The organism is Rhizobium sp. CSW-27 (assembly GCF_018760785.1).
Classification (GTDB): domain Bacteria; phylum Pseudomonadota; class Alphaproteobacteria; order Rhizobiales; family Rhizobiaceae; genus Neorhizobium.
This window is the reverse complement of record NZ_JAHHZO010000008.1, coordinates 30166-53462: the sequence shown is the minus strand read 5'-3', so window position 1 is coordinate 53462 and position 23297 is coordinate 30166. Positions and strand designations below refer to the sequence as shown.

The window sequence follows — 23297 nt, the reverse complement described above, 5'->3', positions numbered from 1 at the left end:
GCCTGTTACGACCGCACGTCAGGGTCACTGACCCGAACTTTGCCGAGCATCACACGGAAGAAACCATGTCCGATCTGGAAAACCTGAAAACCTCGCTTCTGACGGAAATTGCGGCCGCTGGCGACGAAGCGGCACTCGAAGCCGTGCGTGTCGCAGCCCTCGGCAAGAAGGGCTCTGTGTCCGACCTCCTGAAGACACTGGGCGCCATGAGCCCGGAGGAGCGCCAGTCCCGTGGCGCAGCGATCAATGCGCTGAAGACCGAGGTGACGGAGGCGCTTTCCGCCCGCAAGACGGTGCTGCGCGATGCGGCGATCAATGCCCGTCTGGCCGCCGAAACGCTCGATGTGACGCTGCCCGTGCGTTCCTCGCCGGCCGAGCGTGGTCGTATCCATCCGATCAGCCAGATCGTCGACGAGATCACCGCGATCTTCGCCGACATGGGTTTCTCCATCGCCGAAGGTCCGGATATCGAGACGGACTACTACAACTTCACGGCGCTGAACTTCCCGGAAGGCCATCCGGCCCGCGAAATGCACGACACCTTCTTCTTCCAGCCGGATGAAAAGGGTGAGCGCAAGGTTCTGCGCACGCATACCTCGCCGGTGCAGGTGCGCACCATGGAAGCCCAGAAGCCGCCGATCCGCATCATCATTCCCGGCAAGACCTATCGCCAGGATTCCGACGCCACCCATTCCCCGATGTTCCATCAGGTGGAAGGTCTTGTCGTCGACAAGAAGAGCCATGTCGGCAACATGCGCTGGATTCTGGAAGAGTTCTGCAAGGCCTTCTTCGAGGTCGACAGCGTCACCATGCGCTTCCGCCCCTCCTTCTTCCCCTTCACCGAGCCGAGCTTCGAGGTGGATATCCAGTGTGACCGCTCGTCCGGCCCGATCGTCAAGTTCGGCGAAGGCACCGACTGGATGGAGATCCTCGGCTGCGGCATGGTGCACCCCAACGTGCTGCGCGCCGGCGGCCTCGATCCCGACGAATACCAGGGTTTTGCCTGGGGCATGGGCCTCGACCGCATCGCCATGCTGAAATACGGCATGCCGGACCTGCGCGACTTCTTCAACGCCGACGTGCGCTGGATGAGCCACTACGGTTTCCGCCCGCTCGACATGCCGACTTTGTTCGGCGGTTTGAGCGTGTAATTCTGCAAGGAGGAAAGATCCATGAAATTCACGCTCTCCTGGCTGAAGGAACATCTGGAAACCGACGCGAACCTCGAAGAGGTCTGCGAGCGCCTCACCGCGATCGGCCTCGAAGTCGAGGATGTCGATGACCGGGCGGCCTACAAGCCCTTCGTCATCGCCAAGGTCGTGTCCGCCGAAAAACATCCGTCTGCCGACCGGCTGAAGGTGCTGATGGTCGATACCGGCGACGGAAAACCCGTCCAGGTCGTCTGCGGCGCGCCGAATGCGCGGGCCGGCCTCGTCGGCGCGCTGGCGCGTCCGGGCACCTACGTGCCTGGCATCGACGTGACGCTTGCCGTTGGCAACATTCGCGGTGTCGAAAGCCACGGCATGATGTGCTCGGAGAAGGAACTCAACATCTCCGACAATCACGACGGCATAATCGACCTGCCGGAAGATGCGCCGGTCGGCACCGCTTTTGCGACCTATGCAGGCCTCGACGATCCGATGATCGAGATCAACCTGACGCCGAACCGTCCGGACTGCACCAGCGTCTACGGGATTGCGCGGGATCTTGCCGCCTCCGGTCTCGGCACGCTGAAGCAGCCGAAGGCTCCGGCTCTGTCTGTTGCGGGCGAAACGCCGGTCGATGTCATCATCGATCTCGACGACGAGCGGCTGTGCCCCGGTTTTGCGCTGCGCCTCGTGCGCGGGGTCAAGAATGGCCCGAGCCCGGCCTGGATGCAGAAGCGGCTGAAGGCGATCGGCCTTCGTCCGATCAACGCGCTGGTCGACATCACCAACTACATGACCTTCGACCAAGGCCGGCCGATGCACGTCTTCGACGCGGCCAAGGTCAAGGGCAATCTCACGGTCCGCCGGGCAAAGGAGGGCGAGGAAGTGCTCGCCCTCGATACCCGCACCTACAGGCTTTCGCCGAACACCGTGGTCATTGCCGATGACAATGGCGTGGAATCGATCGGCGGCATCATGGGCGGCGAACATTCCGGCTGTGACGAGAATACCGTGGACGTGCTGATCGAATCGGCGCTGTGGGACCCGATCAACATCGCCAAATCCGGCCGCAGCCTCGGCATCATCACCGATGCGCGCTACCGGTTCGAGCGTGGCGTCGATCCCGAATATATGATGCCGGGCCTGGAGCGCACCACGGAACTCGTCGTCGAACTCTGCGGCGGCACGCCGGCCAAGGCCAAGGTTGCCGGCTACAAGGGTCATGACCGCAAGATCGTCGACTTCCCCTTCTCCGAAGTCAAGCGCCTGACGGGCCTCACGGTTTCGGTGGAAGAAAGCCGGCAGATCCTGGCCGGTCTCGGTTTCGAGATCCTGTCGGGCGACGAGACCCAGGTGCAGGTTGCAGTCCCCTCCTGGCGGCCGGATGTGGATGGCAAGGCCGATCTGGTGGAAGAGGTCATGCGCATCCATGGCGTCGACAACATCACGCCGGAACCGCTGCCTGCCAAGGAGACGGTCAATGCCCGCATCCTGACGACGCTGCAGATCCGCACGCGCACCGCAAAACGGGCACTGGCGAGCCGCGGCATGCTGGAGGCCGTCACCTGGTCCTTCATTCCCGAAGACCAGGCAAAACTATTCGGCGGCGGGCAGCCCTCGCTGAAGCTGGCGAACCCGATCGCCGCCGACATGTCCGACATGCGCCCCTCACTGCTGCCCGGCCTTCTGACAGCCGCCCAGCGCAATGCCGACAAGGGTTATGGCGATGTGGCGATCTTCGAGGTGTCCGGCACCTATGAGGGTGACACGCCCGACAAGCAGCGCCGCGTGGCCGGTGGCATCCGCCGTGGCACGGCCTCGCTGGCCGGTGCCGGCCGCTCCTGGTCGAATGCCGCCAAGGGCGGCGGCAAGCCGGTCGATGTCTATGACGCGAAAGCCGATGCGCTGGCTGTGATCGAGGCCTGCGGCCTGCCGATGGGCAATGTGCAGGTGGAGCAGGGCGGTCCGTCCTGGTATCACCCGGGCCGTTCCGGCACGATCAAGATGGGTCCCAAGGTGGTGATCGGCCATTTCGGCGAGTTCCATCCGAACACGCTCTCGGCTCTTGATGTCTCCGGCGCGCTGTGCGGTTTCGAGGTCTATCTCGATGCCATGCCGGAACCGAAGAAGAAGGCGACGCGCACCAAGCCGGCGCTGGAGCTTTCGCCCTTCCAGATGGTGAAGCGCGACTTTGCCTTCGTGGTGGAAAAGGCCGTCGATGCCGGCTCCATCATCAAGGCGGCGACGAGTGCCGACCGCAAGCTGATCACCGGCGTCAATGTCTTCGATGTCTTCGAGGGCGCCTCGCTCGGCGAAGGCAAGAAGTCGATCGCCATCGAAGTGCTGATCCAGCCGAGCGACAAGACGCTGACCGACGAGGATTTCGACGCGCTGACGAAGAAGATCGTCGGCAATGTCGAAAAGACGACCGGCGGCACACTGCGCGCCTGACCTGCCATTGCAGATCCTTCTGTCGGCCGGGATGCGGGAGACCGCGTTCCGGCCGATCCGCGTTTCTGTCCCGATCTGTCAAAAAGCCGGCCGGCGCGTTGATGCGCATGCCTTTTCCTCACGCGGCCGGTTTCGACCCGTGGTGTGACGCTGTGTCCGGCCGGGGCGCTGAAAGCTGCCTCGTGGGGTAGTCTATAGGTAGCACCTCTCAGCGCCCCGTTCGGTTGTTTGTGCCCGCCGGTCGGTCCCTCTGTCTGAAAGGCCGGTGGTGCCGTTTGCCATCGCCGTTCCCGCATCTTCCCTTGCGGGACGGATGCGGGCGGACAACGGGCGATGCGGCCCCTGCCTGCCTTCCCCGTGTGTGCCACATAAGGCACGCCCGACGCGCAGCTGGGAGCTTTGAAGGACAGGGCGCAGACGTCCGACGCGCCTTGTCCTCCACCCGGTCGCCGGAGGGGGACCCTGTTGACGGACCCGGACCAGGCGGTTTTGCGTCTCACCCGCCTGCCCCGAACCGGCCCCGCATCGCCGGCACGCCTGCCGGTGTATCCGCTGCGGGACGAGGAGATTTTAGGCACGGATTTCGGGGTGGGGATGGAGGGGGATGCGGAATTTTTGCGGGAGGCGTGGCGGATTGCTGCGGAGATCTGTCGGAAAGGGTTGCGGGTCAATGGGTTAGAGGGCTGTCGTTGGACGTTCGCGGGCGGGGTTACCCCCCTCTGTCCTGCCGGACATCTCCCCCTCAACGGGGGGAGATCGGCAGAACGGTTGGCCGCTCGCACGACAGAGAGGTTTGGGCGGTTTCTTCGATTGCGACGGTATGGGGCCGGAAGGCGGTGCCACGATGCGATCTCCCCACCTGTGGGGGGGTCGAAGGACGGGTTGAGACCCGTGGCTCAGCCCTGGTCAGCCCGGCAGGGCAGAGGGGGGAGGCGGCACGGCAAGCGGTTATGATGGAGGCTTGGGCGCATGGATCCTCGGGTCAAGCCCGAGGATGACGGAGTTTGTGGAGTTGCGGGTGCCCCAAGAGATGCCGATGATTGCTGCCTGGACAGCACTTGGAGGTGCGGTGACATCCTCCGTCCCGGTCGTCATCCTCGGGCTTGACCCGAGGATCCAGACTCCGAGAGACGACGGAGGCGGTGTCGTGCGCGAACGGGGCAGCCCTACCGGTTCGCCATCTTCGCCATGGCTTCCGGATAACGCTCGCCCTTCACCTTGGCGGGCGAGAGAAGGTCGCCCAACTCCTTTACTTCCTCCGGCGACAGCGTGATCGCGGCGGCGGCGACGTTCTTTTCCAGGTTGGCGATCTTGGTGGTGCCGGGGATCGGCACGATGAAATCGCCCTGCGCCAGCACCCAGGCGAGCGCCAGCTGGCCGGCGGTCGCGCCCTTCTTCTCCGCCATCTCTTCCAGAAGATGGACAAGCGCAAGGTTGGCGTCGAAATTCTCGCCCTGGAACCGGGGAAGGCCACGGCGGAAATCGTTGTCGGCAAGACCCTCGAGATTTTTCAACGCCCCGGTCAGCGCGCCGCGTCCAAGTGGTGAGAACGGCACGAAACCGATGCCGAGTTCCCGGCAGGTTTCGAGAACGCCGTTTTCTTCCGGGTCGCGGGTCCAGAGCGAATATTCGCTCTGGATGGCGGCGATCGGATGCACGGCATGCGCCCGGCGCAGTGTCGCGGCGCTGGCTTCGGACAGGCCGAGCGCCCGCACCTTGCCTTCCTTGACGAGGTCCGCCATGGCGCCGACCGTCTCCTCGATCGGCACGTCCGGATCGACGCGGTGCTGGTAGAAGAGATCGATCACCTCCACGCCGAGCCGCTTCAGCGAGGCTTCCGCCACGGCGCGCAGATGCTCCGGCCGGCTGTCGACGCCGGAGGGGCGGGCGGCTTTTGCCGCGTCGCCGATGGTGAAGCCGAATTTGGTCGCGATCAGCACCTGGTCGCGATAGGGTTTCAGGCCCTTGCCGACCAGTTCCTCATTGGTGAAGGGGCCATAGACTTCGGCCGTATCGAAGAGTGTCACGCCAAGCTCCACGGCGCGGGCCAGCGTGGCAAGCGCTGACGCCTCATCCGTCGAGGGGCTGTAGGCATGGGTCATGCCCATGCAGCCAAGGCCGAGCGCCGAGGTGGTGAGCGAACCGAGATGGCGGGTTTGCATAAAAGGATCTCCTGTTTGCAGATGTGATGCGACCGATGGCGGAAACCTGTCGCGGAGGAGGCGGGCGGCAAGACCCGTCGCCGGTATGAACATAACTGTAGAAGGGATCGAAGTTCTCGAAAATAGCTGCAAATCATCGCAGGCTGTTCTATCATTTCGAACAATGAACCGAACACAGCTGTCTCAACTCGCCGTCCTGGCCGCCGTCGCCGAACACAAGAGCTTCCGCAAGGCGGCCATTGAACTCTCCATCGCGCCCTCAGCCGTCAGCCATGCGGTGTCGGCGCTGGAGGAGAGCCTGGGCATTCGCCTGCTGCAGCGGACGACGCGCAGCGTTGCACCGACGGAAGAAGGGCGCCAGCTGATCGCGACGCTTGGCCCGGCACTGGCCGAAATCGCAACGGCCATCGAAACCCTTTCCGACAAACGGGAGCGGCCGGCCGGACCGCTGCGGCTGACCATGCCGCAACTGGCGGCCGACGAGCTGATCCTGCCGCGGCTGGGGGCATTTTTGCAGCTTTATCCGGAGATCGAGCTGGATCTGCGTACCGATGACCGGTTCGAGGACATCGTGGAGCGTGGTTATGATGCAGGCCTGCGGCTGGGCGAGCATCTGGAGGCGGACATGATTGCAGTGAGAGCGAGCGGCCCCTGGCGTTCGGCGATCACAGGTTCGCCCGCCTATTTCCGCACCATGCCACTGCCGCAGCACCCGCGCGATCTCATGCAGCACCGCTGCATCCGCCGGCGTTTTTCCAGCGGCAGCATCTACCGCTGGGAATTGGAAAAGGACGGCAAGCCGCTGGTGGTGGATGTCTCCGGCCCGCTGATCCTCTCCGACCAGGGCATGATACGCCGCGCGGCCCTCGACGGCATCGGGCTTGCCTTCCTGTTCGACCGGCGCGTCGAGGAGGATATTGCGGCCGGGCGCCTCATCCGCGTGCTGGAGGACTGGTGTCCGCCCTTCGAGGGTTTCTACATCTATTACCCCTCACGGCGGCAGATGCGGCCGCCGCTCAGAGCCTTTGTCGATTTCTTTCGCTGGCGCGGATGAGAAAGGTCAGAATTTGATCCGGTAGCGGACATGGCCATCCGATTTCACGAAGGAATCATAGAGCTTGCGCGCCGTCGCATTGCCCTCGTCCGTATGCCAGTAAAGCCGCGACCAGCCGTTCTGCCTTGACAGCGCGATGAGATCCTCCATCAGCGCGCGGCCGATGCCCCTGCCGCGGAAGGTCTCGTCGAGGAAGAGGTCTTCCAGATAGCAATCCGGCGTCCTGACCCAGGTGGAATCGTGAAAATGGTGGATGGCAAAGCCGGCCAGCCGCCCGTCCACCTCCGCCACGCGCATCGCCACGCGCGAGGCGGGATCGAGGATGCGGGCCCAGGTGTGGTCGGTGACATCATCGGCCAGCGTGACCTTGTAAAAGGCGAGGTAACTGGCCCAGAGTGTTCGCCAGCCGGCTTCGTCTTCTGCCCGGGCGTCGCGGATGATGAGATCGTTCTTCATGCGCCGGCCTCGTTCAGCTGCCGCATCTGCGCCTCGGTCAGCGTCAGCGAACCGGCTGCGATCATCGCATCGAGCTGCGACAGCGAGGTGGCGGATGCGATCGGCGCGGTGATGCCGGGACGGGCAGCGACCCAGGCGATGGCGACCGTGGCGAGGCTTGCGCCCGTTTCGGCGGCCACCGCATCAAGCGCGGCGAGAACCCGGTGGCCCTTTTCGTCGAGATAGCTGCCGACCCGGTAGGCGCGGGCGACCCCTTCCGTATCCTCTGGCTTGCGGTATTTGCCGGTGAGGAAGCCGGCGGCAAGCGCGTAATAGCTGATCACGCCGATCTCTTCGGCCATGCAGAGATCCGCGAGCGGCCCCTCGAATTTTTCGCGCGTGTAGAGATTGTATTCGGGTTGCAGCACGTCGTAACGCGGCAGGCCGGCCTTGGCGGCGGCATCGAGCGAGGCCTGCAGCTGGCCGGCATCATAGTTCGAGCAGCCGATGGCGCGCACCTTCCCGGCCGTCTTCAGCGTCTCGAAAGCTTCGAGCGTCTCTTCGATCGGCACGTCCGCGTCCGGCTTGTGGGCGAGGTAGAGATCGACGTAATCCGTGCCGAGGCGGGTCAGCGAGGCATCGATTGCCCGCTCGATCCAGCCCTTCGAGAGGCCGGTCTTTTGACCGCGATTGTCGAAACCGACCTTGGTGACGATCACTGCCTTGTCGCGCGCAACGGTGCCGCGCTTCAGCCAGCGGCCGATGACGCTTTCGCTTTCGCCGCCCTCGTGCCCGTCCACCCAGGCGGAATAGACGTCGGCCGTATCGATGCAGTTGAACCCGGCCTCGAAGAAACGGTCGAGCAGCGCAAACGAGGTCTTTTCGTCGGCTGTCCAGCCGAAGACATTGCCGCCGAAGACGACGGGGGCGATGGAAAGGCCGGTGCGGCCAAGCGGGCGCGAATACATGATGAAGACCTCGTGATGGGGCGGACAGGACAGAGGATATGGGGCGAACCTAACCCTGCGGCGAGCGATGCACCATTCAATTCGCGTGATGGAAGGATCAGGCGGAGCGGCCGCTGCGGGCGAGGTTTGCACGGGCAAGGCTCGGCGGCTGATCGTAATGCTGGCGCCAGATGCGGCGCAGGTGTCGCGCCGAGGCAAAGCCGGTGCGGGCCGCGACATTTTCGAGATCGAGCCTGGACTGGCTGATGAGTTCGCGCGCCAGGGTCACCCGCATCAGGTTGACGTAATCGATGATCGACAGGCCGGCATGTTCGCGAAACAGCCGCGACAGGTGCCGTTCGCTGAGATGGCCGAGGTGGGCGAGGCGCGCCACCGACCAGTTGGCGGCGGGATCGGCCATGATCGCATCCTGAACGGCGTGGATTGCCGGATGCACATGGTTGCGGCCGGAGAGCCAGGGCGAGATCTGCGGATCGCTGCCGCTGCGCCTCAGATAGATCACCATTTTGCGCGCAGCGGCGAGGGCGACCGGGGCAGAGGTCATCTCGGCAACGATATGCAGCATGAGATCGATGCCGGTGGAAATGCCGGCGCTGGAAAACACCGGGCCGTCTTCGACGTAGAGCCGGTTTTCCAGCACGGTTGCCGTCGGCGCAAGGCGGCGCAGATCGGCGATGCAATCGGCATGCGTGGTGCAGGCGCGGCCTTCCAGCAGTCCCGCTTCCGCCACCAAGAGCGCGCCGGAACAGATGCTGACGATGCGCGTATCCGGCCGCACCACCTGGCGCATCCAGCGGGCAAGCCGGGCGCGCTCCGCGTTGGTTTCCGCCGGATCCGGCACCAGCGTCGTCGCGCCGGAGACGACGAGCAGCGCATTCTCCGGCAAGTGTTCCGGCAGAGGTTCGAGGCCGGTCAGCGACAGGCCGATCGAGGTCGTCTGCTGCGGTTCGGCGGACACGTATCGGGTATCGAAGCGGAGCGCATCCTGGTGCTGATTGGCATAACGCAGGACCTCCATCGGCCCTGCGATATCGAGCAGCAGCGCATGCGGCGGCACCACCATCAGGACGGGGACAGTGGTGCCGGGCGTTGTCATGCGGCGAGCCTTGTCTCGCCGAGCGCTTCCTCGACGGTGGCGATGCGGGCAAAACGGTTGTCTAGCACCATGGCCGTGTGGCGGCGGATCTCGGCCGGCGAGCGGGTAATGCCGTCGGCATCGGTCATCGGAAAGGTCAGCGTCGCCTCGGCGACATAGGTGACCTTGAAGCCGAGATCGGAGGCGTGGCGGGTGGTGGTTTCGCAGCACTGTTCGGTGCGGATGCCGGAGATGATCAGGTTGCGGATGCCGTGTGTCGTCAGCCAGACATCGAGGCCGGAGCCGACGAGGGCGGAATGGCGGCGCTTTTCGAAGATCCGGGTTGGCGCGATGTTGAGGCCCTCGAAGGTGCGCACATGGCCGCTCTCCTTGCTGAAGGGGCCGGTGTCTTCCACGTGGAAGATCTGGAGGATCGGTAGACCCTGCGCGGCGGCGCCATCGATCAGCGCCTGCTGGCGTTCCAGATAACGGGCCAGATCCGCCTCGTCCCAATAGGGGCGGTGGCGGAAGGATTCCTGCACGTCGATGACGATGAGGGCGATATCGGACATTTTCTGCTCTCCAGTACCTGATAGGATAGCCTCAGTCTAAGCTTTCATACCAGACGTAAAAGCAGGGCTTCGGACGAAGAGCGGACGTTTTCGGCCATTCTCTTCGTCCGCCTGCGGGCCGCCTCAGCGAGAGGGGCCGGCGCCGGCCTGGGCCCGCTGGCTGATCCAGACGCTGGCGAGAACCACCACGACGCCGGTGATCTGGAGGGCGTCGAGTGACTGGCCGAGCAGGCTCCAGCCGAGCAGGACGGCGACGAGCGGGCTTAAGAAACCGAGCGCGGAGACGGCCGCGGGGTCGAGCCGGGCAAGACCCCGGAACCAGAGCAGGTAGGTCAGCGCCGCGCCGATCAGGCCGAGATAGGCAAAGCCGGCAAGGTTTTGCAGCGTCGGCACGGGCAGGCCGGGCTCCAGCCACAGCGCGACCGGCAGAAGCAGCAGCCCGCCCGCCGTCAGCTGCCAGGCGGTGAAGGTGAGCGGCGAAACGGGCGGGGTCCATCTGCGGCTCATCACCGTGCCTGAGGCCATGGAGACGGCACCGGCAAGTCCGGCGGCGACGCCAAGCGGATCGAGCGCCGCATGCGGGGTCAGCACAAGAAGGGCAACCCCGGCCATGCCGGCAAGGCCGCCGAGCACGGAAAGCAGCCGCACCGGCGCGCCGAGCACCAGCCGGGAAAGGGCAATGACGATCAGCGGCTGGATGGCGCCGACGGTGGCCGCAACACCTCCGGGCAGGCGGTAGGCGGAAACGAAGAGGCAGGCCCAGAACAGCGAAAAGTTCAGGGCGCCCAGCACGAAACTCTTCCACCACCAGGCGCCGAAGGGCAGGCGGCGCACGATGATCAGCAGAACGAGGCCGGCTGGCAGGGCGCGCAGGGCGGCGACGGTCAGCGGCAGGCCGGGCGGCAGAAGCTGCGTGGTGACGATGTAGGTGGAACCCCAGATGGCCGGGGCAAGCGCGGTCAGCGCGGTATCGGTGAAGCGGTTCATGGTGGGTCTCCAATTATCTTGACATCAAGATATTAGGGTAAATCTTGACGTCAAGATAAAATTCCGTCTTACTGCGGGCATGGATCACGTAACCCGCATTCTCGACCAGTGGCACCGCGAACGGCCGGACCTCGACGTCGCGCCGATGGGCCTGCTCGGCCGGCTGGGCCGGCTGCATGCCCACCTGTCGCGCGAGATCGAGGCGGAGCTTGCCGCGCATGGCCTCAATCGCGCCAGCTTCGACGTGCTGGCAACGCTGCGCCGCGCCGGCAGTCCCCACCGGCTTTCCCCCGGCGAATTGCTGGCGGCGACCATGGTGACCTCGGGCACCATGACCAACCGCATCGACCAGCTGGAAAAGCAGGGGCTGGTGGAGCGGATCGCCAATCCGGACGATGGCCGCAGCGTGCTGATCGGCCTGACGGAGAAGGGCTTCGCCACCGTGGACCGCGCGGTGACCGCGCATGTGGCGAACCAGCACCGTCTGACGGCAATGCTCAGTGCGGCGGAGTTTGAGGCGCTGGATGCGCTGCTGTCCCGTTATCTTTCGGCGTTCGAAGGCTGAAGGCGAAAATCCCCCTCTGCCTGCGGGACTTCTGGATGCGCCACGCGTCTTGCCCCGTCCTTCGGACCCGACGGCACAGGAAAGAGACCGCCAGCGGCAAATGCCTCGTGCAGGCAATGCCTTGTGCCGTGGCCGTGTCCGGTGGGGCTTTTGCGCCCATGCTGCCTTGGAGGGCGAGTGAGCGGCTTGCCGGCGGGTTCTCCTCCTTGTGGGGAGATGACGGCAGCCAGAGGGGATATTCAGCCCCCAAAGGTAACGGCTGATCGGATGCCGGACCTCACCCCAGATCGAGATCGACCCAGAGGGCGGCGTGGTCGGAGGCGGCGTTGACCCTGGCGGTGAGGCTCGGCAGCACCTCCCACTTCTTCGGGCGCGTTCCCGGCCACATGCCGAGACGGATGACGCCGCCGGCCCGTACCTTGTCGAACAGCGCCTGCGACAGCAGCAGATAATCGATCTTGTTGCTCGCGGTGCAACTGCCATAGGTGCCCGGATAGCCGCCGTCATCGAAGGCGGGGTGCAGGAAGGCGTCGGTCAGCAGGCCGCCTTCGATCAGCGGTGCCAGCGGATCGCTGTCCGGCGTGTCGTTGAGATCGCCGATCACCGCCACATGGGTCTCGCCGGCATCAAGCAAAGCCTGAACGATGGCATTGACCCGTTCGGCCTGTTGCCTGCGGCGCGCATCGGAGCGGCGCGGATCGCCATAGCCCTTGCTCTTGAAGTGGTTGACCAGCACGTGCAGGCGCTCGCCGGACGGGGTGGCCAGGGTGTAATCCGGGCAGTCACGCGAGAAGACCCGCTCGCCGTCCATGGCATCATCGACATGGCTGACCATGGAGACCAGCGGATAGGAGGCGCGGGTCAGGATGCCGACATCGATGCCGCGGCTGTCATTGCCATCGATCAGCATCACATGGTCGAAGGGCGTGCCCCCCACATGGCTCAGGATCTGTTCGTTGAAGGCGAGCAGCGTCGGGCGGCTTTCCGCCTCCACCACACCCAGCACATCGGCCTTCAGCGCATCCATGACACGGGCGGTGTTCAGCATCGCCTCGTGATCGACCGGCGCATCCGTCAGTTCCAGCGAGCCGACCCAGTCGGCGCGGCCCTCTGCCGTGATCTCGAGCCCGCCGCTGCGGGGGCGCTTCAGCAGCTCGCCGCGATTGCGCCGCAGGATGACGAAACTCGCCTGGTCGGATTTCTCCAGCCCGAGTTCGATCAGCAATTCCGCGAGCTTGTCCCTGTCGGCCTCCGTATAGTGCGGCTTGCCGAGAATTTCGTTCGCCTCGGCAAAGGCCTGCAGCACCTCGCTGCCCTCCGCCCAGGTGTCGAGCATCATCACCTTGGCGCGGTCGAACAGGTTTTCGACATTGTAGGATGCCAGTCGCATGGTCTTCCTCCCCATCGTCCAGGGGCAGAATAGAACCGGCAGATTGCAGTTTTAAGGCGAAGGCGGCGGCATCTGGGCCGGTGCAACGGCGGCGAGATGCGCGGCCGGAACGCAGCCTTCCGCACCGCCCGCGGCGCGGCACCAGATCCAGCCGTTCAACTGCCGGCCGCCCGACAGCACCTCGTCCTGCCGGCAGGTGAGCTCCATGGCGCAATAGTCGAAGGCCGCAACCGGACCGCCGCTGCCGTGATCGACCAGCGTATCCGGCACCCAGCCTTCGCGGCCTTCGCGGTCGCGGGCCCAGAGCCACAGATGGCCCTCCCAGAGGTCCGTGCGGCCGGACAAGGCCAGAGGCTCGCCTTTCGCCAGCCTGATCGGGTCCGGATAGCTCGCCTGCCAGTCCGCGATGACGCGCCAGGAGGTCGTCATAGCCGGTCCACGAGATAGCGCACGCGCGCCAGATGTGCCGTCAGCCGCGCCTGCGTCACGCGGTCCATGTCATGCAGGGACAGCATCCGGAAATCCAGATCCCTGGCGCAGAAGGCGGCAATGCCGCGCTTCAGCAGGCGGCGGACAGGGTTGCCCATATAGAGCTTCACCACCCACCAGGGCGACCCGGTGGTGGTGAAGGCATAGAGGTGGCGGATATTCCGCAGCGCGGGGCGGATGCGCCCGCCGGCCTGGTCATGCTCGAAGGCGACGCCCGGCGCGAAGACACGGTCGAAGAAGCCCTTGAGGATCGCCGGAAAGTTGAACCACCATTGAGGAAAGACGAGGATCAGCGCGTCGGCCGCCTTCAGCCGCGCTATGATCGGATCGACCGCGCTGGTATCCGCCACGGGATCGAAATAGCGGCGGCGCTCCCGCTCCGAAAGGCGCGGGTCGAAATCCTCGCGGTAGAGGTCGAGCAGATCGACCGTGTGCCCCTTGTTGTGCAGCGTCTGCGCCACCGTGTCCGCAACGGAGGCGGCGAAGCTCTCGGGCAGAGGGTGGGCAAGAACGATCAGCACGTGCCGGCGCATGGGTCAGAACAGGCTCCCCTGATCCGGTCCCTTTTCCGGTGCGGGCCTTGCAGTGCGCTTGCGGGGTGCAGGCGAAGAGGGGGCGGCCGGTGCGGGCGGGGTCGGTTCCGCTGCAGCACCGGCGGTGGCGGAAACGGCGCCATCGGCAAACTGCAGGGACAGCGCCTGGCCGGTTGCCACCTGTGCCGCCCGGGTCAGCGGTGTACCATCCTCGCCGCGGATGACGGCATAGCCGCGCTTCAGCACGTTCTTGTAGGACAGCGATTGCAGCACCCGGTCCTGCGCGGCAATCGCGGCTAGGCTGCGGCTGAGCGCATGAGTGAGTGCGCTGTCGGCCTGACGGGTGAGCGCGGCCAGATGCAGCCTTTCGCGGGCGATCTGGCCACAAAGGCGTTGCGGCAGGCCGGAGAGCCTTGCCTCGGCGCGCTCGATGCGGCTGCGTTCGCCAAGCAGCCTCAGCTCCAGCCAGCGATCCATGCGCTGCATCTGGTCGGCAATCCGGCGGTGGCGCTCGATGAGGCGGCTCGCCAGAAGATCGAGGCGAAGACCGGATGAGGCGCGTTCGAAACTGCGGCGCTTGGCAATCGCGGTGCGTTCGAGGCCGCGGCCGAGACCGGCGGCGGCCTCGTCGAAACGCCGGCGGGGAAGGGCGAGCAACTGGTCGAGCGAGGGGAGTGCCCGCACCAGACCGCGCAGGTTCTGGCGGCGCGTCTCCATCTGGCGGCTGGATGCGCCGCGCAGGCGGGCGGCAAGGCTTGCCACCTGCGCATCGAGTTCCGCCTTCACCGGCACGGCCATTTCGGCAGCGCCGGTGGGGGTGGGGGCGCGCACATCCGCCGCGTAGTCGATCAGCGTCCAGTCCGTCTCGTGGCCGACGGCGGAAATCAGAGGGATCGCGCTGTCGGCCGCCGCCCGCACCACGGCCTCGTCGTTGAAGCTCCAGAGATCCTCGAGGCTGCCGCCGCCGCGCGCCACGATCAGCACGTCGGGCCGCCGGATGGGACCCAGCGGATCGAGCCCGTTGAAGCCGCGGATCGCATTGGCCACCTCGTCGCCCGAGCCTTCGCCCTGCACCTTGACCGGCCAGACGATGACATGCACCGGAAAGCGATCGGTGATGCGGTGCAGGATATCGCGGATGACGGCGCCGGTCGGCGAGGTGACGACGCCGATCACCTGCGGCATGAAGGGCAGCGGCCGCTTGCGCGCCGGATCGAACAGGCCTTCGGCGCCGAGCTTGCGCTTGCGCTCCTCGATGAGGGCCATCAGCGCGCCGGCGCCGGCCGGTTCCAGCGCCTCGATGACGATCTGGTATTTCGATGAACCCGGAAAGGTGGTGACCTTGCCGGTGGCGATCACCTCCATGCCCTCTTCCGGGCGGAACTTCAGCTTGGAGAAGCTGCCTTTCCAGATCACCGCATCGATGCGCGCCTTGTCATCCTTCAGGGCGAAATAGGCATGGCCGGAGGAATGCGGCCCACGATAGCCGGAAATCTCGCCGCGCACACGAACGTGATCGAAGGCGGTTTCAACCGTGCGTTTGATCGATCCCGAAAGCTCCGAGACAGTTTGCTCTGCCAGATTGGTCTGGGGATCGGAGGAGAAGAGCCTGTTCATGCTGCGTATCTAGCGCATTTTGCAGGCTGTTTCACCCGTGGAGGCAGCGGAAACCTTCGTTTTCCCGGGGTGCTACAAGAAACCAATGACGACAATTCGAGTTATCCGCTTTAAGGCGCGTTAAAGCTAGGAGCGATCTTTTAGGCTCGAACCGGCCTCAAACCGGACTCTTTTACAGGTTTGCGTCTAAGTGTGGACCCGTCGCACCGAGGATAAAAAGGAGACCGAACGTGCTCTTTCTGACGGCTACATGCATCGGCTTTGCCACCGGGGCCCTGAAATCCGTATTGTCCGTGGCAATGGTTGCGGCGCTGATCCTGTTTGTGTTTGCCGGCGCGGCCGTGATGTCGCCCGGTCCGGTCTCCCTGCTCAGTCTCGGCATTGCGATTGCCGGCTACAATGTCGGCATCATGGCGCTGATGGGCGCGGTCTTTGCCTTCGACGGTCGCCGCCAGACGGCCTGACGGCTGTCCGCCCGACGTGGTTCGGCCCGTTTCAGCGGGCGACGCCGCGGCCGGCCGCTATCTTGGCCGCACCGCATAGATCGCGAGATCGCCGGGTTTCGGCGGCGCGACCAGCCGCAGATCATCCGGGACATTTCCCTTGAGAAGCCCCGCATAGAGCCCGTCCGGGTGCGTGCGGGCAATCGCCACCGTCTCCTCGTCCGTCGGGCAAAATGCAAGCAGCGCCACATTTGCGCCGCGCAGCAGGTCAAGCGCCTGCCTTTCCGGGGAAAGGCCGATCTGCAGCAGTGTCTGCCGGCCGTCCGCCTGGTCGGCGCCCGGTACGGGACCGGCAACGGCCAGCACCCGGTGGCGGGTGAAGCGCAGGATATCGGCTCCGCTTTCCGGCGGGGCCGCGACCATGCGCGACGGAAGCCGGGCAAGAAGTGCGGTGCCGGAGGCGCCGCGGCAGGCGCCGGCCGGGGGCAGCGGTGCGGTGGCGCGCGTCATGGCGCTGACGGTGATGAAGCGGCCGATGCCTTTCTGGCTGACCGTGCCGAGGAAGACCCAGACCACCGGCACGGCGGCGAGTGCGGCGATCGTATAGGCAAAGCCGGCATTGATGTTTTCCGGCTCCGCCTGCGACAGGCGACGCAGATCGGCAATCAGGAAGGACAGCGGCAGGATCGACAGCACGTTGGCGAAGCTGGCGTAGCGCAGCTGCAGGAGCGACAGGAGCCAGCCGGCGAGGATCAGAGCCCCGAGCAGCAGATGCGCCTCCACCTGCTGGCGATCGCGAATGCGGAAGACGCAGACCGCAATGGCAAACAGCCCGACCGCATAGAAACCGCCGGCAACCTCCGGCGCCAGCCGGATCTGCGCGAGGATCGAGCGGGTCTCGACAGGTTCCGCAAGCCCGAGATCGCCGAGCAGCGGATCGGGACTGGAGAACAGGCCGGCAAGGCAGTGCGGCGCAAGCAGAAGCGCGGCGGCGGCCAGCGCAAGCCCCAGCGCGCCGACCAGCTGCAGGCGAAGGCTGCGCGACAGCGAGCCGGCAAGGCGGGTGGCGAGGAACAGGCCCGCGCCGCCGGGCGCGACCAGTGCGACAAGGCCAAGCGAGAAGCCCCCGCAGCGGAGCTGGCCATAGCCGGCCGGCGGGACGGTCGCGACAAGGGCGGCGGTAACGGCAAGGGCGAGGCCAAGCCCGAAGGCGCGGGCGGCGCGGCCGAAGGCTTGGCCATGCCAGGCCCATTGCAGCGCAACGCCGAGCGAGGCTGCGGCGACCAGCGGCGCGGTTTCGGGCCCGATCGCGAGCAGGAGGGCCGCCAGCACGCCGGCCATGCCATGCGCCGCGGCCGAGCGGCGGCGCTCGATCAGCAGGCCGGCGAGTGCGAGCAGCACAAGCATCTGCACACTGGCCTGGTCGATGGCGCCCGGATAGAAACGCAACGAGGTGAAGGCGTAAAGGCTGGCTAGGCCGAAGGCCACATGCATACCGATCATGCCAGCAAGCTGGCGCCCGCCAAAGCCGGCAGCCGCAATGAACAGCGTGGCAATGGTGAGCGGCCAGACGGTGAGCGCCAGCGCTTCGGCTGCGAGCGGCGGTTGCCCGAACACCGCAAACAACCGGATCAGACCTGCAATCGGCAGGTCGACCAGCCGCGACAGGCCGATGATCGTGCCGCCCTCCGGACCGAGGCGATATTGCGTGAGGTCGAACCAGCCCTGGCCGGCGAGAAGATCGCGCAGCTGCAGGAGGCGCAGCGTGTCGCCGCTCAGCGGGCCGACATGATCGCCCGCGCCCGGAAGCGCCAGCAGCAGGATGCCGGCAATCGTCAGGCTCGCATAGGCGGCAAGGGCTGGCAGGAAGCGGGCGAAGGGGCCGGAAGGCGTTACGGTGGCGCGGGCCGCCAGCGCGGCAAAGGTCGATCTGGTCACGATGGGTCCCCGTGTGGCATCCGGCAACCTCATGTCCGGCGGCGTGCCGATCAGGATCGGCAGGTCCAGTGCGCGAAACCTAGCCTCACCATGGTCAACAAAGCGTAAAAACGCCGGCGGACGGGGACCCGTCGCGCCGGCGCATCGGTGGCATTCGTCCTGTCCGCGGCGGTGCTTGCACCCGCCGGTCAGGCGCTGCGGGCTTCCGGCTCAGACCGTTTCCCAGCCGTCCGTCTCGCTTGCCCGGTAGACCGCATCGATGAAGCGCTGGTTGAGACGGGAGCTTTCCAGCGACACGACGTCGGCCTCGCCGCCGAGGGCGCGGGTGGCGAAGGCTTCGGCCTGGCGCTTGTACTGGCGGCTGTCGGGGAAGCGGAAGATTTCCGAGCGGCCATGCTTCTGGTCCGTCAGTTCCACTTCCTCGGCGCCGTAGCGATCCGCGTTGAAGGGCGACTTCACCTCGATGAAGCCGTCCGTTCCGTGGAAGACCATGACCTGGCGGGCGGCGAGCTGCGTGGCGATGTAGAAGGTGAGGTCGAAATCGCCGAAATCGGCCTTCACGCTCGAATAGATGTCGGTGCCGAAATCCGGGTCGCGCTCGGTGGTCGCCTGCACGCGCAGCGGTTCCTTGGCCGTCGAGAAGCGCGTTGCCATGGTGGGATAGACGCCGATATCCGGCAGACCGCCGCCGCCGAGCTCGGGAATGTTGCGCATGTTGGAGGCATCGCGGTTGAAATAGGTGAAGGCGCCCTGCACGTGGCGCAGCCGGCCGATTGCGCCTTCGGCGAGAAGTGCGCGCACCTTATGCCAGACCGGCGCATAGGTGATCATGAAGGCTTCGGCGATCAGCACCTTGTTGCGGTCGCGCGCGGCAATCAGCTGATCGATCTCGTCGGCCTTCAGCGCGATCGGCTTTTCGCAGAGCACATGCTTGCCGGCATCCGCGGCCTTGATCGTCCATTCCACATGCTGGCTGGTGGGCAGCGGGATATAGACCGCATCGATGAGGTCTGAAGCCAGCATCGCTTCGTAGGAGCCGAAGGCATGCGGCACGGAGAAACGGTCGGCCATCGCGCGGGCGCGGGCCTCGTCGCGGCTGGCAATGGCGGTGACGACGGCATTTTCCGCATCCTGGATGGCCGGCACCACGGCCTGCTGGCCGATGCGGGCCGTGGAGAGAATTCCGAAACGCAACATGTGGTCCTCCGAAGGTTGGTTGCCGCACCGACGGGCCAGTCATGCCGGTGGTGGCAGCGGTTCTGATCGCGGGTCAGCAAGGAAAAGCACCCCGCCGCGCTCCTCTGCGGCGAGGCTGCAGGAATGAGGGACGATGGCTCAGGCCCATTCGCCCTTGCGCATCACGGGCACCTTTGTTCCATCGGCGCGAATGCCGTCGATGTCGACCTTATCCGAGCCGATCATCCAGTCGATATGGATCAGCGAGGAATTGCCGCCCTGCGCCTTGATCTGATCGGGTGACAGGGAGGCGCCGTTCAGGAAGCACTTCGAATAGCACTGGCCGAGCGCGATGTGGCAGGAGGCGTTCTCGTCGAACAGCGTGTTGTAAAAGAGAATGCCGGAGGCCGAGATCGGCGAGGAATGCGGCACCAGCGCCACTTCGCCCAGACGACGGGCCCCCTCATCGGTGTCGAGCACCTTGTTCAGGACCGATTCGCCCTTCGACGCCCTGGCTTCAACGATGCGGCCCGCCTCGAAGCGCACCTGGATATCGTCGATCAGCGTGCCCTGATGCGACAGCGGCTTGGTGGAAGAGACGGTGCCTTCCACTCTCAGCGCATGCGGCGTGGTGAAGACTTCTTCCGTCGGAATGTTCGGGTTGCAGGTGATGCCGTTCTTGGCGGTCGAAGCGCCGCCATGCCATTCGTGGCCGTCGGCCAGGCCGACGGTCAGATCGGTGCCTGGGCCGGTGAAATGCAGGGCAGCAAAGCGTTCGCCGTTCAGCCAGCCGGAGCGCTTCTTGAGGCTGGCATTGTGCTCGGCCCAGGCGGCGATCGGGTCGGGCGTGTTGATGCGCGAGGCGGAGAAGATCGCTTCGGCCAGCTTGTGCACGGCCTCCTCTTCCGGCAGATCGGGGAAGACCTGCCGCGCCCAGGACGGGTTGGGATAGGAGCAGATGTGCCAGTTGATGTCGAAGTTGGAGATCTTTTCGAGAGCCGGCTTGTAGGCGATCGAATTGGCCTTGTTGGCGCGCGCCACCTTCTGCGGGTCCTCGTTGGCGAGCATCATCGGATTGTCGCCGGAGATGGCAAGGCGTGCAGCACCCCCCTCGTACGCCTTGGCCATGCCGTCATAGAGCCAGGTGGCCGCCTTGTCGAAGCTTGCATCCGGCGCATGGCGATAACGGGCGAGCGTGGTTTCCTCGTCCGAATAGAAGGTCGAGACCAGCCCGGCGCCGGCCATGTAGGCATGTCTGGTGATCGCGCGCACCAGCGGAAGGGCCGCAATCGGGGCGGTGATGACGAGATCCTGGTTCGCCTTCAGCTGCAGGCCGACCCTGACGGCCACCTCGGCCAGCTTGTCGAGTTTCACCGGATCGATGGAGGGGACGATGGCGGGATGGATCGTCATGGGGCGCAGCACCTGTCTTGTGGAGGTTCAATGTGTGACAGACATAGTCTCGCCGTCAGGTCTCGGCAACAACCGGCGCGACGATCGCCTTCAGCACGGCCTGCGCATCGCGCGGCGACAGGCGCACCTGCAGGCCGCGCTGGCCGCCATTCATGTAGACGAAGGCCTCGGCCATGGCGGTCGCCTCGATGGCGGTCGGCACCTGCTTCTTCTGGCCGAAGGGGCTGATGCCGCCGACCACATAGCCGGTCGCCTTCTCGGCCGCAGCCGGCTTCATCATCGCCGCCGATTTCCCCCCGAAGGCGGCGGCGAGCTTCTTCATCGACACCTCGCGATCCGAGGGTACGACAACGCAGACCGCCCTGCCGTCCACCTCGGCCATCAGCGTCTTCAGCACGCGATGCGGCGCCTCGCCGATCGCTTCGGCCGCCTGCAGGCCGATGCGTTCGGCATTCGGGTCATAGTCATAGGTGTGCAGGCTGAAGGCGATGCCGGCCCTGGTCAGTGTCTGGGTGGCGCGCGTGGTCTTCGACATGGGATGTTTCCGGGGCCGCGTCAGCGGGCAAACAGGCTTTCGTAAAGGTCCGGCTTGAAGCCGATGGTGATGTCGCCGTCGCGCTCCAGCACCGGGCGCTTGATGAGAGACGGCTGGGCAAGCATCAGCGCGATTGCCTTCTCGGCGGTCAGATCCGCCCTGTCCGCATCGGCGAGCTTGCGGAAGGTGGTGCCGGCGCGGTTCAGAACGGTTTCCCATCCCTTGGCCCCTGTCCAGGCTTCCAGATGCGCGCGGTCGATGCCTTCCGCCTTGTAGTCGTGGAAGCGGTAGTCGATGCCCTTCTCTTCCAGCCAGCTGCGGGCCTTCTTCATCGTGTCGCAATTCTTGATGCCGTAAAGCGTGATCATGGAATGTCCTATGCTGTCGGCCGGATCCTGGCGAACCGGCGATGCCGGGCGGACTGTGCGACAAGATCGGCCGGACGACAAGGCCCGCGGACCGGCCATGCGGCATGGCTGCGGCGGTATCTCATGCGCAGGTTGCATGGCTTTCATCTCCTCTTGTGCATTGCGCAAAGCCGCGGCCGGCCGCAGAGTGCGTCTGGACAAAAGGAGTTGACCATGTCGATGAAAATCAACGGGATGCGCGGCGGTTTCCTCACGCGGGCCATGGCTGTGTTCGGCGCAGCCCTTGCCGCTTCCGCCGCTGTCGATGCCGGCCGCAAGCCAGCCCGCCGCGACCTTGTGACCCTCGGCATCGATCCGGCCGCCTTCGAGCGGTCCTGATCGCCACGCGCCTGACGGGCAGGGCGGACGCCCGGCGCGGCGTCCTGTCGCATGTCTCGTATTTAAGGATGGACTAACCCGCCGTTAAGGCTTCTGCCGCATTCTTTCCGATGAGTGGCGGGAGACAGACGTGAACGCGGTTGCACGACGGGACGAGGCAGGGGCGGACGGGCAGGATGTGATGCATCGTGCCGTCACCGACCTTGCCCGGGAAGCTTCGGCGCTTGGCCTGCATCTGGTGGACATTGCCGGGACGCTGCAGGACACGGCGGCACATTCGACGGCGCATGTGGCGCTTTTGACGCGCGTGACCGGCGCCGCGCAATCCATTGCCGATGCCAATCGCGACATTGCTCTCTCGCTTGCCGAGACCGATCGCCTGGCCAGCGAAGCGCGGGCTGTGCTTGGCCGGCAGGCAGGACAGATGAACGGCTCGATTGCCGCCATCGACCAGATGGTGGCCGCCTCGCAGGATATCAGCGGCGAGATCCGCTCCTTTTCGGCCGCGCTGGCCGGCGTCGGCACGCTGGCCGAGGAAATCGGCACCATTGCCCGGCAGACCAATCTTCTGGCACTGAACGCGGCCATCGAGGCTGCGCGCGCCGGCGATGCCGGCAAGGGCTTTGCCGTGGTGGCGGCGGAGGTGCGTGCGCTGTCGCTGCAGACCTCGAAGACCACCTCGTCGATCCAGGAGACGCTCCTGCAGCTGGGCCGGCGCATCGAGGCGCTGATCCTTGCCGGCGAAGGCTCGCGCCGCTCGGCCGGCGATGTGAAAAGCACGGCCGAGGAGGTGCACGCCTCCTTCCATGCGGTGGAAGAGGTGATGGTGCGCATTCTGGACGGTGCCTCCGGCCTGGCGCGCACCACCGAGGCGGTTGACCGTCAATGCAGCGATTTTGCCGCCAGCATCGCGACGGCGGCCGATGCGGTGCTGAAATCGGATGAGGAACTGCAGCGCGCCAGCGCCCGCGTCGGCGATGTGGTGGCCATTTCCGAACGCATGATCCAGGCCACGGCAAGCACCGGGATCGAAACGCCGGACACGCCCTATATCCGCACCGCCATGGCGGTGGCCGCCGATATCGGCGCGCTGTTCGAATCCTGTGTCCGCGACGGGCGCATCGATATGGCGGCGCTGTTCGACCGCCACTACCAGCCGATTGCCGGCAGCGATCCGCAGCAATATCTGACCCGCTTCACGCCCTTCACCGATGCCGTGCTTCCCGCCATCCAGGAACGGGTCGCGGCCAGCGACGAGCGCATCGCCTTCTGCGCCGCCGTGGACGACAACGGCTATCTGCCGACGCACAATGCCAGGTTCTCGCAGTCGCAGCGGCCGGGCGATGTGGCCTGGAACACCGCCAACTGCCGCAACCGCCGCATCTTCAACGATCGCGTCGGGCTGGCGGCGGGGCGCAATCGCGAGCCCTTCCTGCTGCAGACCTACCGGCGCGACATGGGCGGCGGCCAGTTCGTGCTGATGAAGGACATTTCGGCGCCGATCACCGTCAACGGGCGCCACTGGGGCGGGCTGCGGCTGGCGATCCGCGCCTGATGCGACGATGCCGCGGCCGCCGCAACCCGGCTTCCGTGCGTCTCT

Annotated in this window: 22 protein-coding genes; 7 read left to right on the top strand and 15 right to left on the bottom strand. The window is 65.6% G+C overall.

The genetic code is table 11. The annotated features are described in order from the left end of the window. The first annotated feature begins 65 nt into the window (after positions 1-65). Together pheS and pheT are read left to right on the top strand one after the other, a co-directional pair. Complete coding sequence (gene pheS / locus KLP42_RS16050) at positions 66-1151, top strand: phenylalanine--tRNA ligase subunit alpha (RefSeq protein ID WP_215567924.1); 1086 nt, start codon at positions 66-68, stop codon at positions 1149-1151. Positions 1152-1172: 21 nt separating this feature from the next. After that, complete coding sequence (gene pheT, locus KLP42_RS16045; RefSeq protein WP_215567923.1) at positions 1173-3599, top strand: phenylalanine--tRNA ligase subunit beta; 2427 nt, start codon at positions 1173-1175, stop codon at positions 3597-3599. A gap of 1166 nt (positions 3600-4765) precedes the next feature. Here the strand turns inward: pheT and KLP42_RS16040 are convergent. Then, complete coding sequence (locus KLP42_RS16040) at positions 4766-5761, bottom strand: aldo/keto reductase (RefSeq protein WP_215567922.1); 996 nt, start codon at positions 5759-5761, stop codon at positions 4766-4768. A 163-nt stretch (positions 5762-5924) separates the two neighbouring features. Here KLP42_RS16040 and KLP42_RS16035 point away from each other — a divergent pair, with 163 nt between their 5' ends. Continuing rightward, the gene (locus tag KLP42_RS16035; protein ID WP_215567921.1) at positions 5925-6815 is read left to right on the top strand and encodes a LysR family transcriptional regulator; all 891 of its coding nucleotides are present in this window, start codon (positions 5925-5927) and stop codon (positions 6813-6815) included. Between the two features lie 6 nt (positions 6816-6821). Here the strand turns inward: KLP42_RS16035 and KLP42_RS16030 are convergent, their stop codons facing one another. The 5 genes from KLP42_RS16030 to KLP42_RS16010 form a co-directional block, all read right to left on the bottom strand. Next, complete coding sequence (locus KLP42_RS16030) at positions 6822-7271, bottom strand: GNAT family N-acetyltransferase (RefSeq protein WP_215567920.1); 450 nt, start codon at positions 7269-7271, stop codon at positions 6822-6824. Continuing rightward, positions 7268-8218 carry an aldo/keto reductase gene (locus KLP42_RS16025; RefSeq protein WP_215567919.1) on the bottom strand — a complete coding sequence of 317 codons (951 nt, stop codon included), beginning with the start codon at positions 8216-8218 and terminating at the stop codon, positions 7268-7270. Before KLP42_RS16025 ends, KLP42_RS16030 begins: the two co-directional genes overlap by 4 nt. 97 nt (positions 8219-8315) lie before the next feature. Further along, on the bottom strand, positions 8316-9314 hold the full coding sequence (locus KLP42_RS16020) for a GlxA family transcriptional regulator (protein WP_215567918.1): 999 nt from the start codon (positions 9312-9314) through the stop codon (positions 8316-8318). Beyond that, on the bottom strand, positions 9311-9865 hold the full coding sequence (locus KLP42_RS16015) for an isochorismatase family protein (protein WP_215567917.1): 555 nt from the start codon (positions 9863-9865) through the stop codon (positions 9311-9313). Before KLP42_RS16015 ends, KLP42_RS16020 begins: the two co-directional genes overlap by 4 nt. A gap of 123 nt (positions 9866-9988) precedes the next feature. Continuing rightward, entirely contained in the window at positions 9989-10852 is an 864-nt protein-coding gene (locus tag KLP42_RS16010; protein ID WP_215567916.1) for an EamA family transporter, read from the bottom strand. 79 nt (positions 10853-10931) lie between these two features. Between KLP42_RS16010 and KLP42_RS16005 the strand changes: the two genes are divergently transcribed. After that, on the top strand, positions 10932-11417 hold the full coding sequence (locus KLP42_RS16005; RefSeq protein ID WP_215567915.1) for a MarR family winged helix-turn-helix transcriptional regulator: 486 nt from the start codon (positions 10932-10934) through the stop codon (positions 11415-11417). Between the two features lie 277 nt (positions 11418-11694). Here the strand turns inward: KLP42_RS16005 and KLP42_RS16000 are convergent, their stop codons facing one another. Genes KLP42_RS16000 through xseA form a run of 4 tightly spaced genes read right to left on the bottom strand, consistent with a single transcriptional unit; the run spans position 11695 to position 15446 of the window. Continuing rightward, on the bottom strand, positions 11695-12807 hold the full coding sequence (locus KLP42_RS16000) for an endonuclease/exonuclease/phosphatase family protein (protein ID WP_215567914.1): 1113 nt from the start codon (positions 12805-12807) through the stop codon (positions 11695-11697). A 51-nt stretch (positions 12808-12858) separates the two neighbouring features. Continuing rightward, positions 12859-13236 carry an SH3 domain-containing protein gene (locus tag KLP42_RS15995; RefSeq protein WP_215567913.1) on the bottom strand — a complete coding sequence of 126 codons (378 nt, stop codon included), beginning with the start codon at positions 13234-13236 and terminating at the stop codon, positions 12859-12861. Next, positions 13233-13829 (bottom strand): NAD(P)H-dependent oxidoreductase, encoded by a 597-nt coding sequence (locus KLP42_RS15990; protein WP_215567912.1) that lies wholly within the window; start codon positions 13827-13829, stop codon positions 13233-13235. The genes KLP42_RS15995 and KLP42_RS15990 overlap by 4 nt, the downstream gene beginning before the upstream one ends. A 3-nt stretch (positions 13830-13832) precedes the next feature. After that, the gene (gene xseA, locus KLP42_RS15985; protein ID WP_215567910.1) at positions 13833-15446 is read right to left on the bottom strand and encodes an exodeoxyribonuclease VII large subunit; all 1614 of its coding nucleotides are present in this window, start codon (positions 15444-15446) and stop codon (positions 13833-13835) included. Positions 15447-15676: 230 nt separating this feature from the next. Between xseA and KLP42_RS15980 the strand changes: the two genes are divergently transcribed. Then, positions 15677-15910 carry a hypothetical protein gene (locus tag KLP42_RS15980; RefSeq protein WP_215567908.1) on the top strand — a complete coding sequence of 78 codons (234 nt, stop codon included), beginning with the start codon at positions 15677-15679 and terminating at the stop codon, positions 15908-15910. 57 nt (positions 15911-15967) lie between these two features. Here the strand turns inward: KLP42_RS15980 and KLP42_RS15975 are convergent, their stop codons facing one another. From KLP42_RS15975 to KLP42_RS15955, 5 genes are all read right to left on the bottom strand, one after another. After that, on the bottom strand, positions 15968-17827 hold the full coding sequence (locus tag KLP42_RS15975; RefSeq protein WP_215567905.1) for a hypothetical protein: 1860 nt from the start codon (positions 17825-17827) through the stop codon (positions 15968-15970). A 210-nt stretch (positions 17828-18037) separates the two neighbouring features. Continuing rightward, a complete protein-coding gene (locus KLP42_RS15970; RefSeq protein WP_215567903.1) occupies positions 18038-19024 on the bottom strand; it encodes a Gfo/Idh/MocA family protein in 987 nt (328 codons plus the stop codon). A gap of 138 nt (positions 19025-19162) precedes the next feature. Next, a complete protein-coding gene (locus tag KLP42_RS15965) occupies positions 19163-20416 on the bottom strand; it encodes an aminopeptidase (protein ID WP_215567900.1) in 1254 nt (417 codons plus the stop codon). A 55-nt stretch (positions 20417-20471) separates the two neighbouring features. Then, on the bottom strand, positions 20472-20951 hold the full coding sequence (gene ybaK, locus KLP42_RS15960) for a Cys-tRNA(Pro) deacylase (protein WP_215567898.1): 480 nt from the start codon (positions 20949-20951) through the stop codon (positions 20472-20474). Positions 20952-20971: 20 nt separating this feature from the next. Next, positions 20972-21319, bottom strand: a complete 348-nt coding sequence (locus tag KLP42_RS15955) for an ArsC family reductase (RefSeq protein ID WP_215567896.1) — start codon at positions 21317-21319, stop codon at positions 20972-20974. 213 nt (positions 21320-21532) lie between these two features. On the opposite strand from KLP42_RS15955, the gene KLP42_RS15950 reads away from it, so the two are divergent. After that, a complete protein-coding gene (locus KLP42_RS15950) occupies positions 21533-21697 on the top strand; it encodes a hypothetical protein (protein WP_215567893.1) in 165 nt (54 codons plus the stop codon). A gap of 181 nt (positions 21698-21878) precedes the next feature. Then, positions 21879-23252, top strand: a complete 1374-nt coding sequence (locus tag KLP42_RS15945) for a methyl-accepting chemotaxis protein (RefSeq protein WP_215568156.1) — start codon at positions 21879-21881, stop codon at positions 23250-23252. Positions 23253-23297: the final 45 nt, after the last annotated feature.

Bases quoted from the DNA above. Each gene is read 5' to 3' on its own strand.
- KLP42_RS15995 (WP_215567913.1), bottom strand. From the start codon at position 13,236: ATGACGACCTCCTGGCGCGTCATCGCGGACTGGCAGGCGAGCTATCCG.
- KLP42_RS16000 (WP_215567914.1), bottom strand. From the start codon at position 12,807: ATGCGACTGGCATCCTACAATGTCGAAAACCTGTTCGACCGCGCCAAG.
- KLP42_RS15955 (WP_215567896.1), bottom strand. From the start codon at position 21,319: ATGATCACGCTTTACGGCATCAAGAATTGCGACACGATGAAGAAGGCC.
- ybaK (WP_215567898.1), bottom strand. From the start codon at position 20,951: ATGTCGAAGACCACGCGCGCCACCCAGACACTGACCAGGGCCGGCATC.
- xseA (WP_215567910.1), bottom strand. From the start codon at position 15,446: ATGAACAGGCTCTTCTCCTCCGATCCCCAGACCAATCTGGCAGAGCAA.
- KLP42_RS15970 (WP_215567903.1), bottom strand. From the start codon at position 19,024: ATGTTGCGTTTCGGAATTCTCTCCACGGCCCGCATCGGCCAGCAGGCC.
- KLP42_RS16025 (WP_215567919.1), bottom strand. From the start codon at position 8,218: ATGTATTCGCGCCCGCTTGGCCGCACCGGCCTTTCCATCGCCCCCGTC.
- KLP42_RS16030 (WP_215567920.1), bottom strand. From the start codon at position 7,271: ATGAAGAACGATCTCATCATCCGCGACGCCCGGGCAGAAGACGAAGCC.
- KLP42_RS16040 (WP_215567922.1), bottom strand. From the start codon at position 5,761: ATGCAAACCCGCCATCTCGGTTCGCTCACCACCTCGGCGCTCGGCCTT.
- KLP42_RS15965 (WP_215567900.1), bottom strand. From the start codon at position 20,416: ATGACGATCCATCCCGCCATCGTCCCCTCCATCGATCCGGTGAAACTC.
- KLP42_RS16015 (WP_215567917.1), bottom strand. From the start codon at position 9,865: ATGTCCGATATCGCCCTCATCGTCATCGACGTGCAGGAATCCTTCCGC.
- KLP42_RS16035 (WP_215567921.1), top strand. From the start codon at position 5,925: ATGAACCGAACACAGCTGTCTCAACTCGCCGTCCTGGCCGCCGTCGCC.
- KLP42_RS15945 (WP_215568156.1), top strand. From the start codon at position 21,879: ATGCATCGTGCCGTCACCGACCTTGCCCGGGAAGCTTCGGCGCTTGGC.
- KLP42_RS16005 (WP_215567915.1), top strand. From the start codon at position 10,932: ATGGATCACGTAACCCGCATTCTCGACCAGTGGCACCGCGAACGGCCG.
- KLP42_RS16020 (WP_215567918.1), bottom strand. From the start codon at position 9,314: ATGACAACGCCCGGCACCACTGTCCCCGTCCTGATGGTGGTGCCGCCG.
- KLP42_RS15990 (WP_215567912.1), bottom strand. From the start codon at position 13,829: ATGCGCCGGCACGTGCTGATCGTTCTTGCCCACCCTCTGCCCGAGAGC.
- KLP42_RS15950 (WP_215567893.1), top strand. From the start codon at position 21,533: ATGTCGATGAAAATCAACGGGATGCGCGGCGGTTTCCTCACGCGGGCC.
- pheT (WP_215567923.1), top strand. From the start codon at position 1,173: ATGAAATTCACGCTCTCCTGGCTGAAGGAACATCTGGAAACCGACGCG.
- KLP42_RS16010 (WP_215567916.1), bottom strand. From the start codon at position 10,852: ATGAACCGCTTCACCGATACCGCGCTGACCGCGCTTGCCCCGGCCATC.
- pheS (WP_215567924.1), top strand. From the start codon at position 66: ATGTCCGATCTGGAAAACCTGAAAACCTCGCTTCTGACGGAAATTGCG.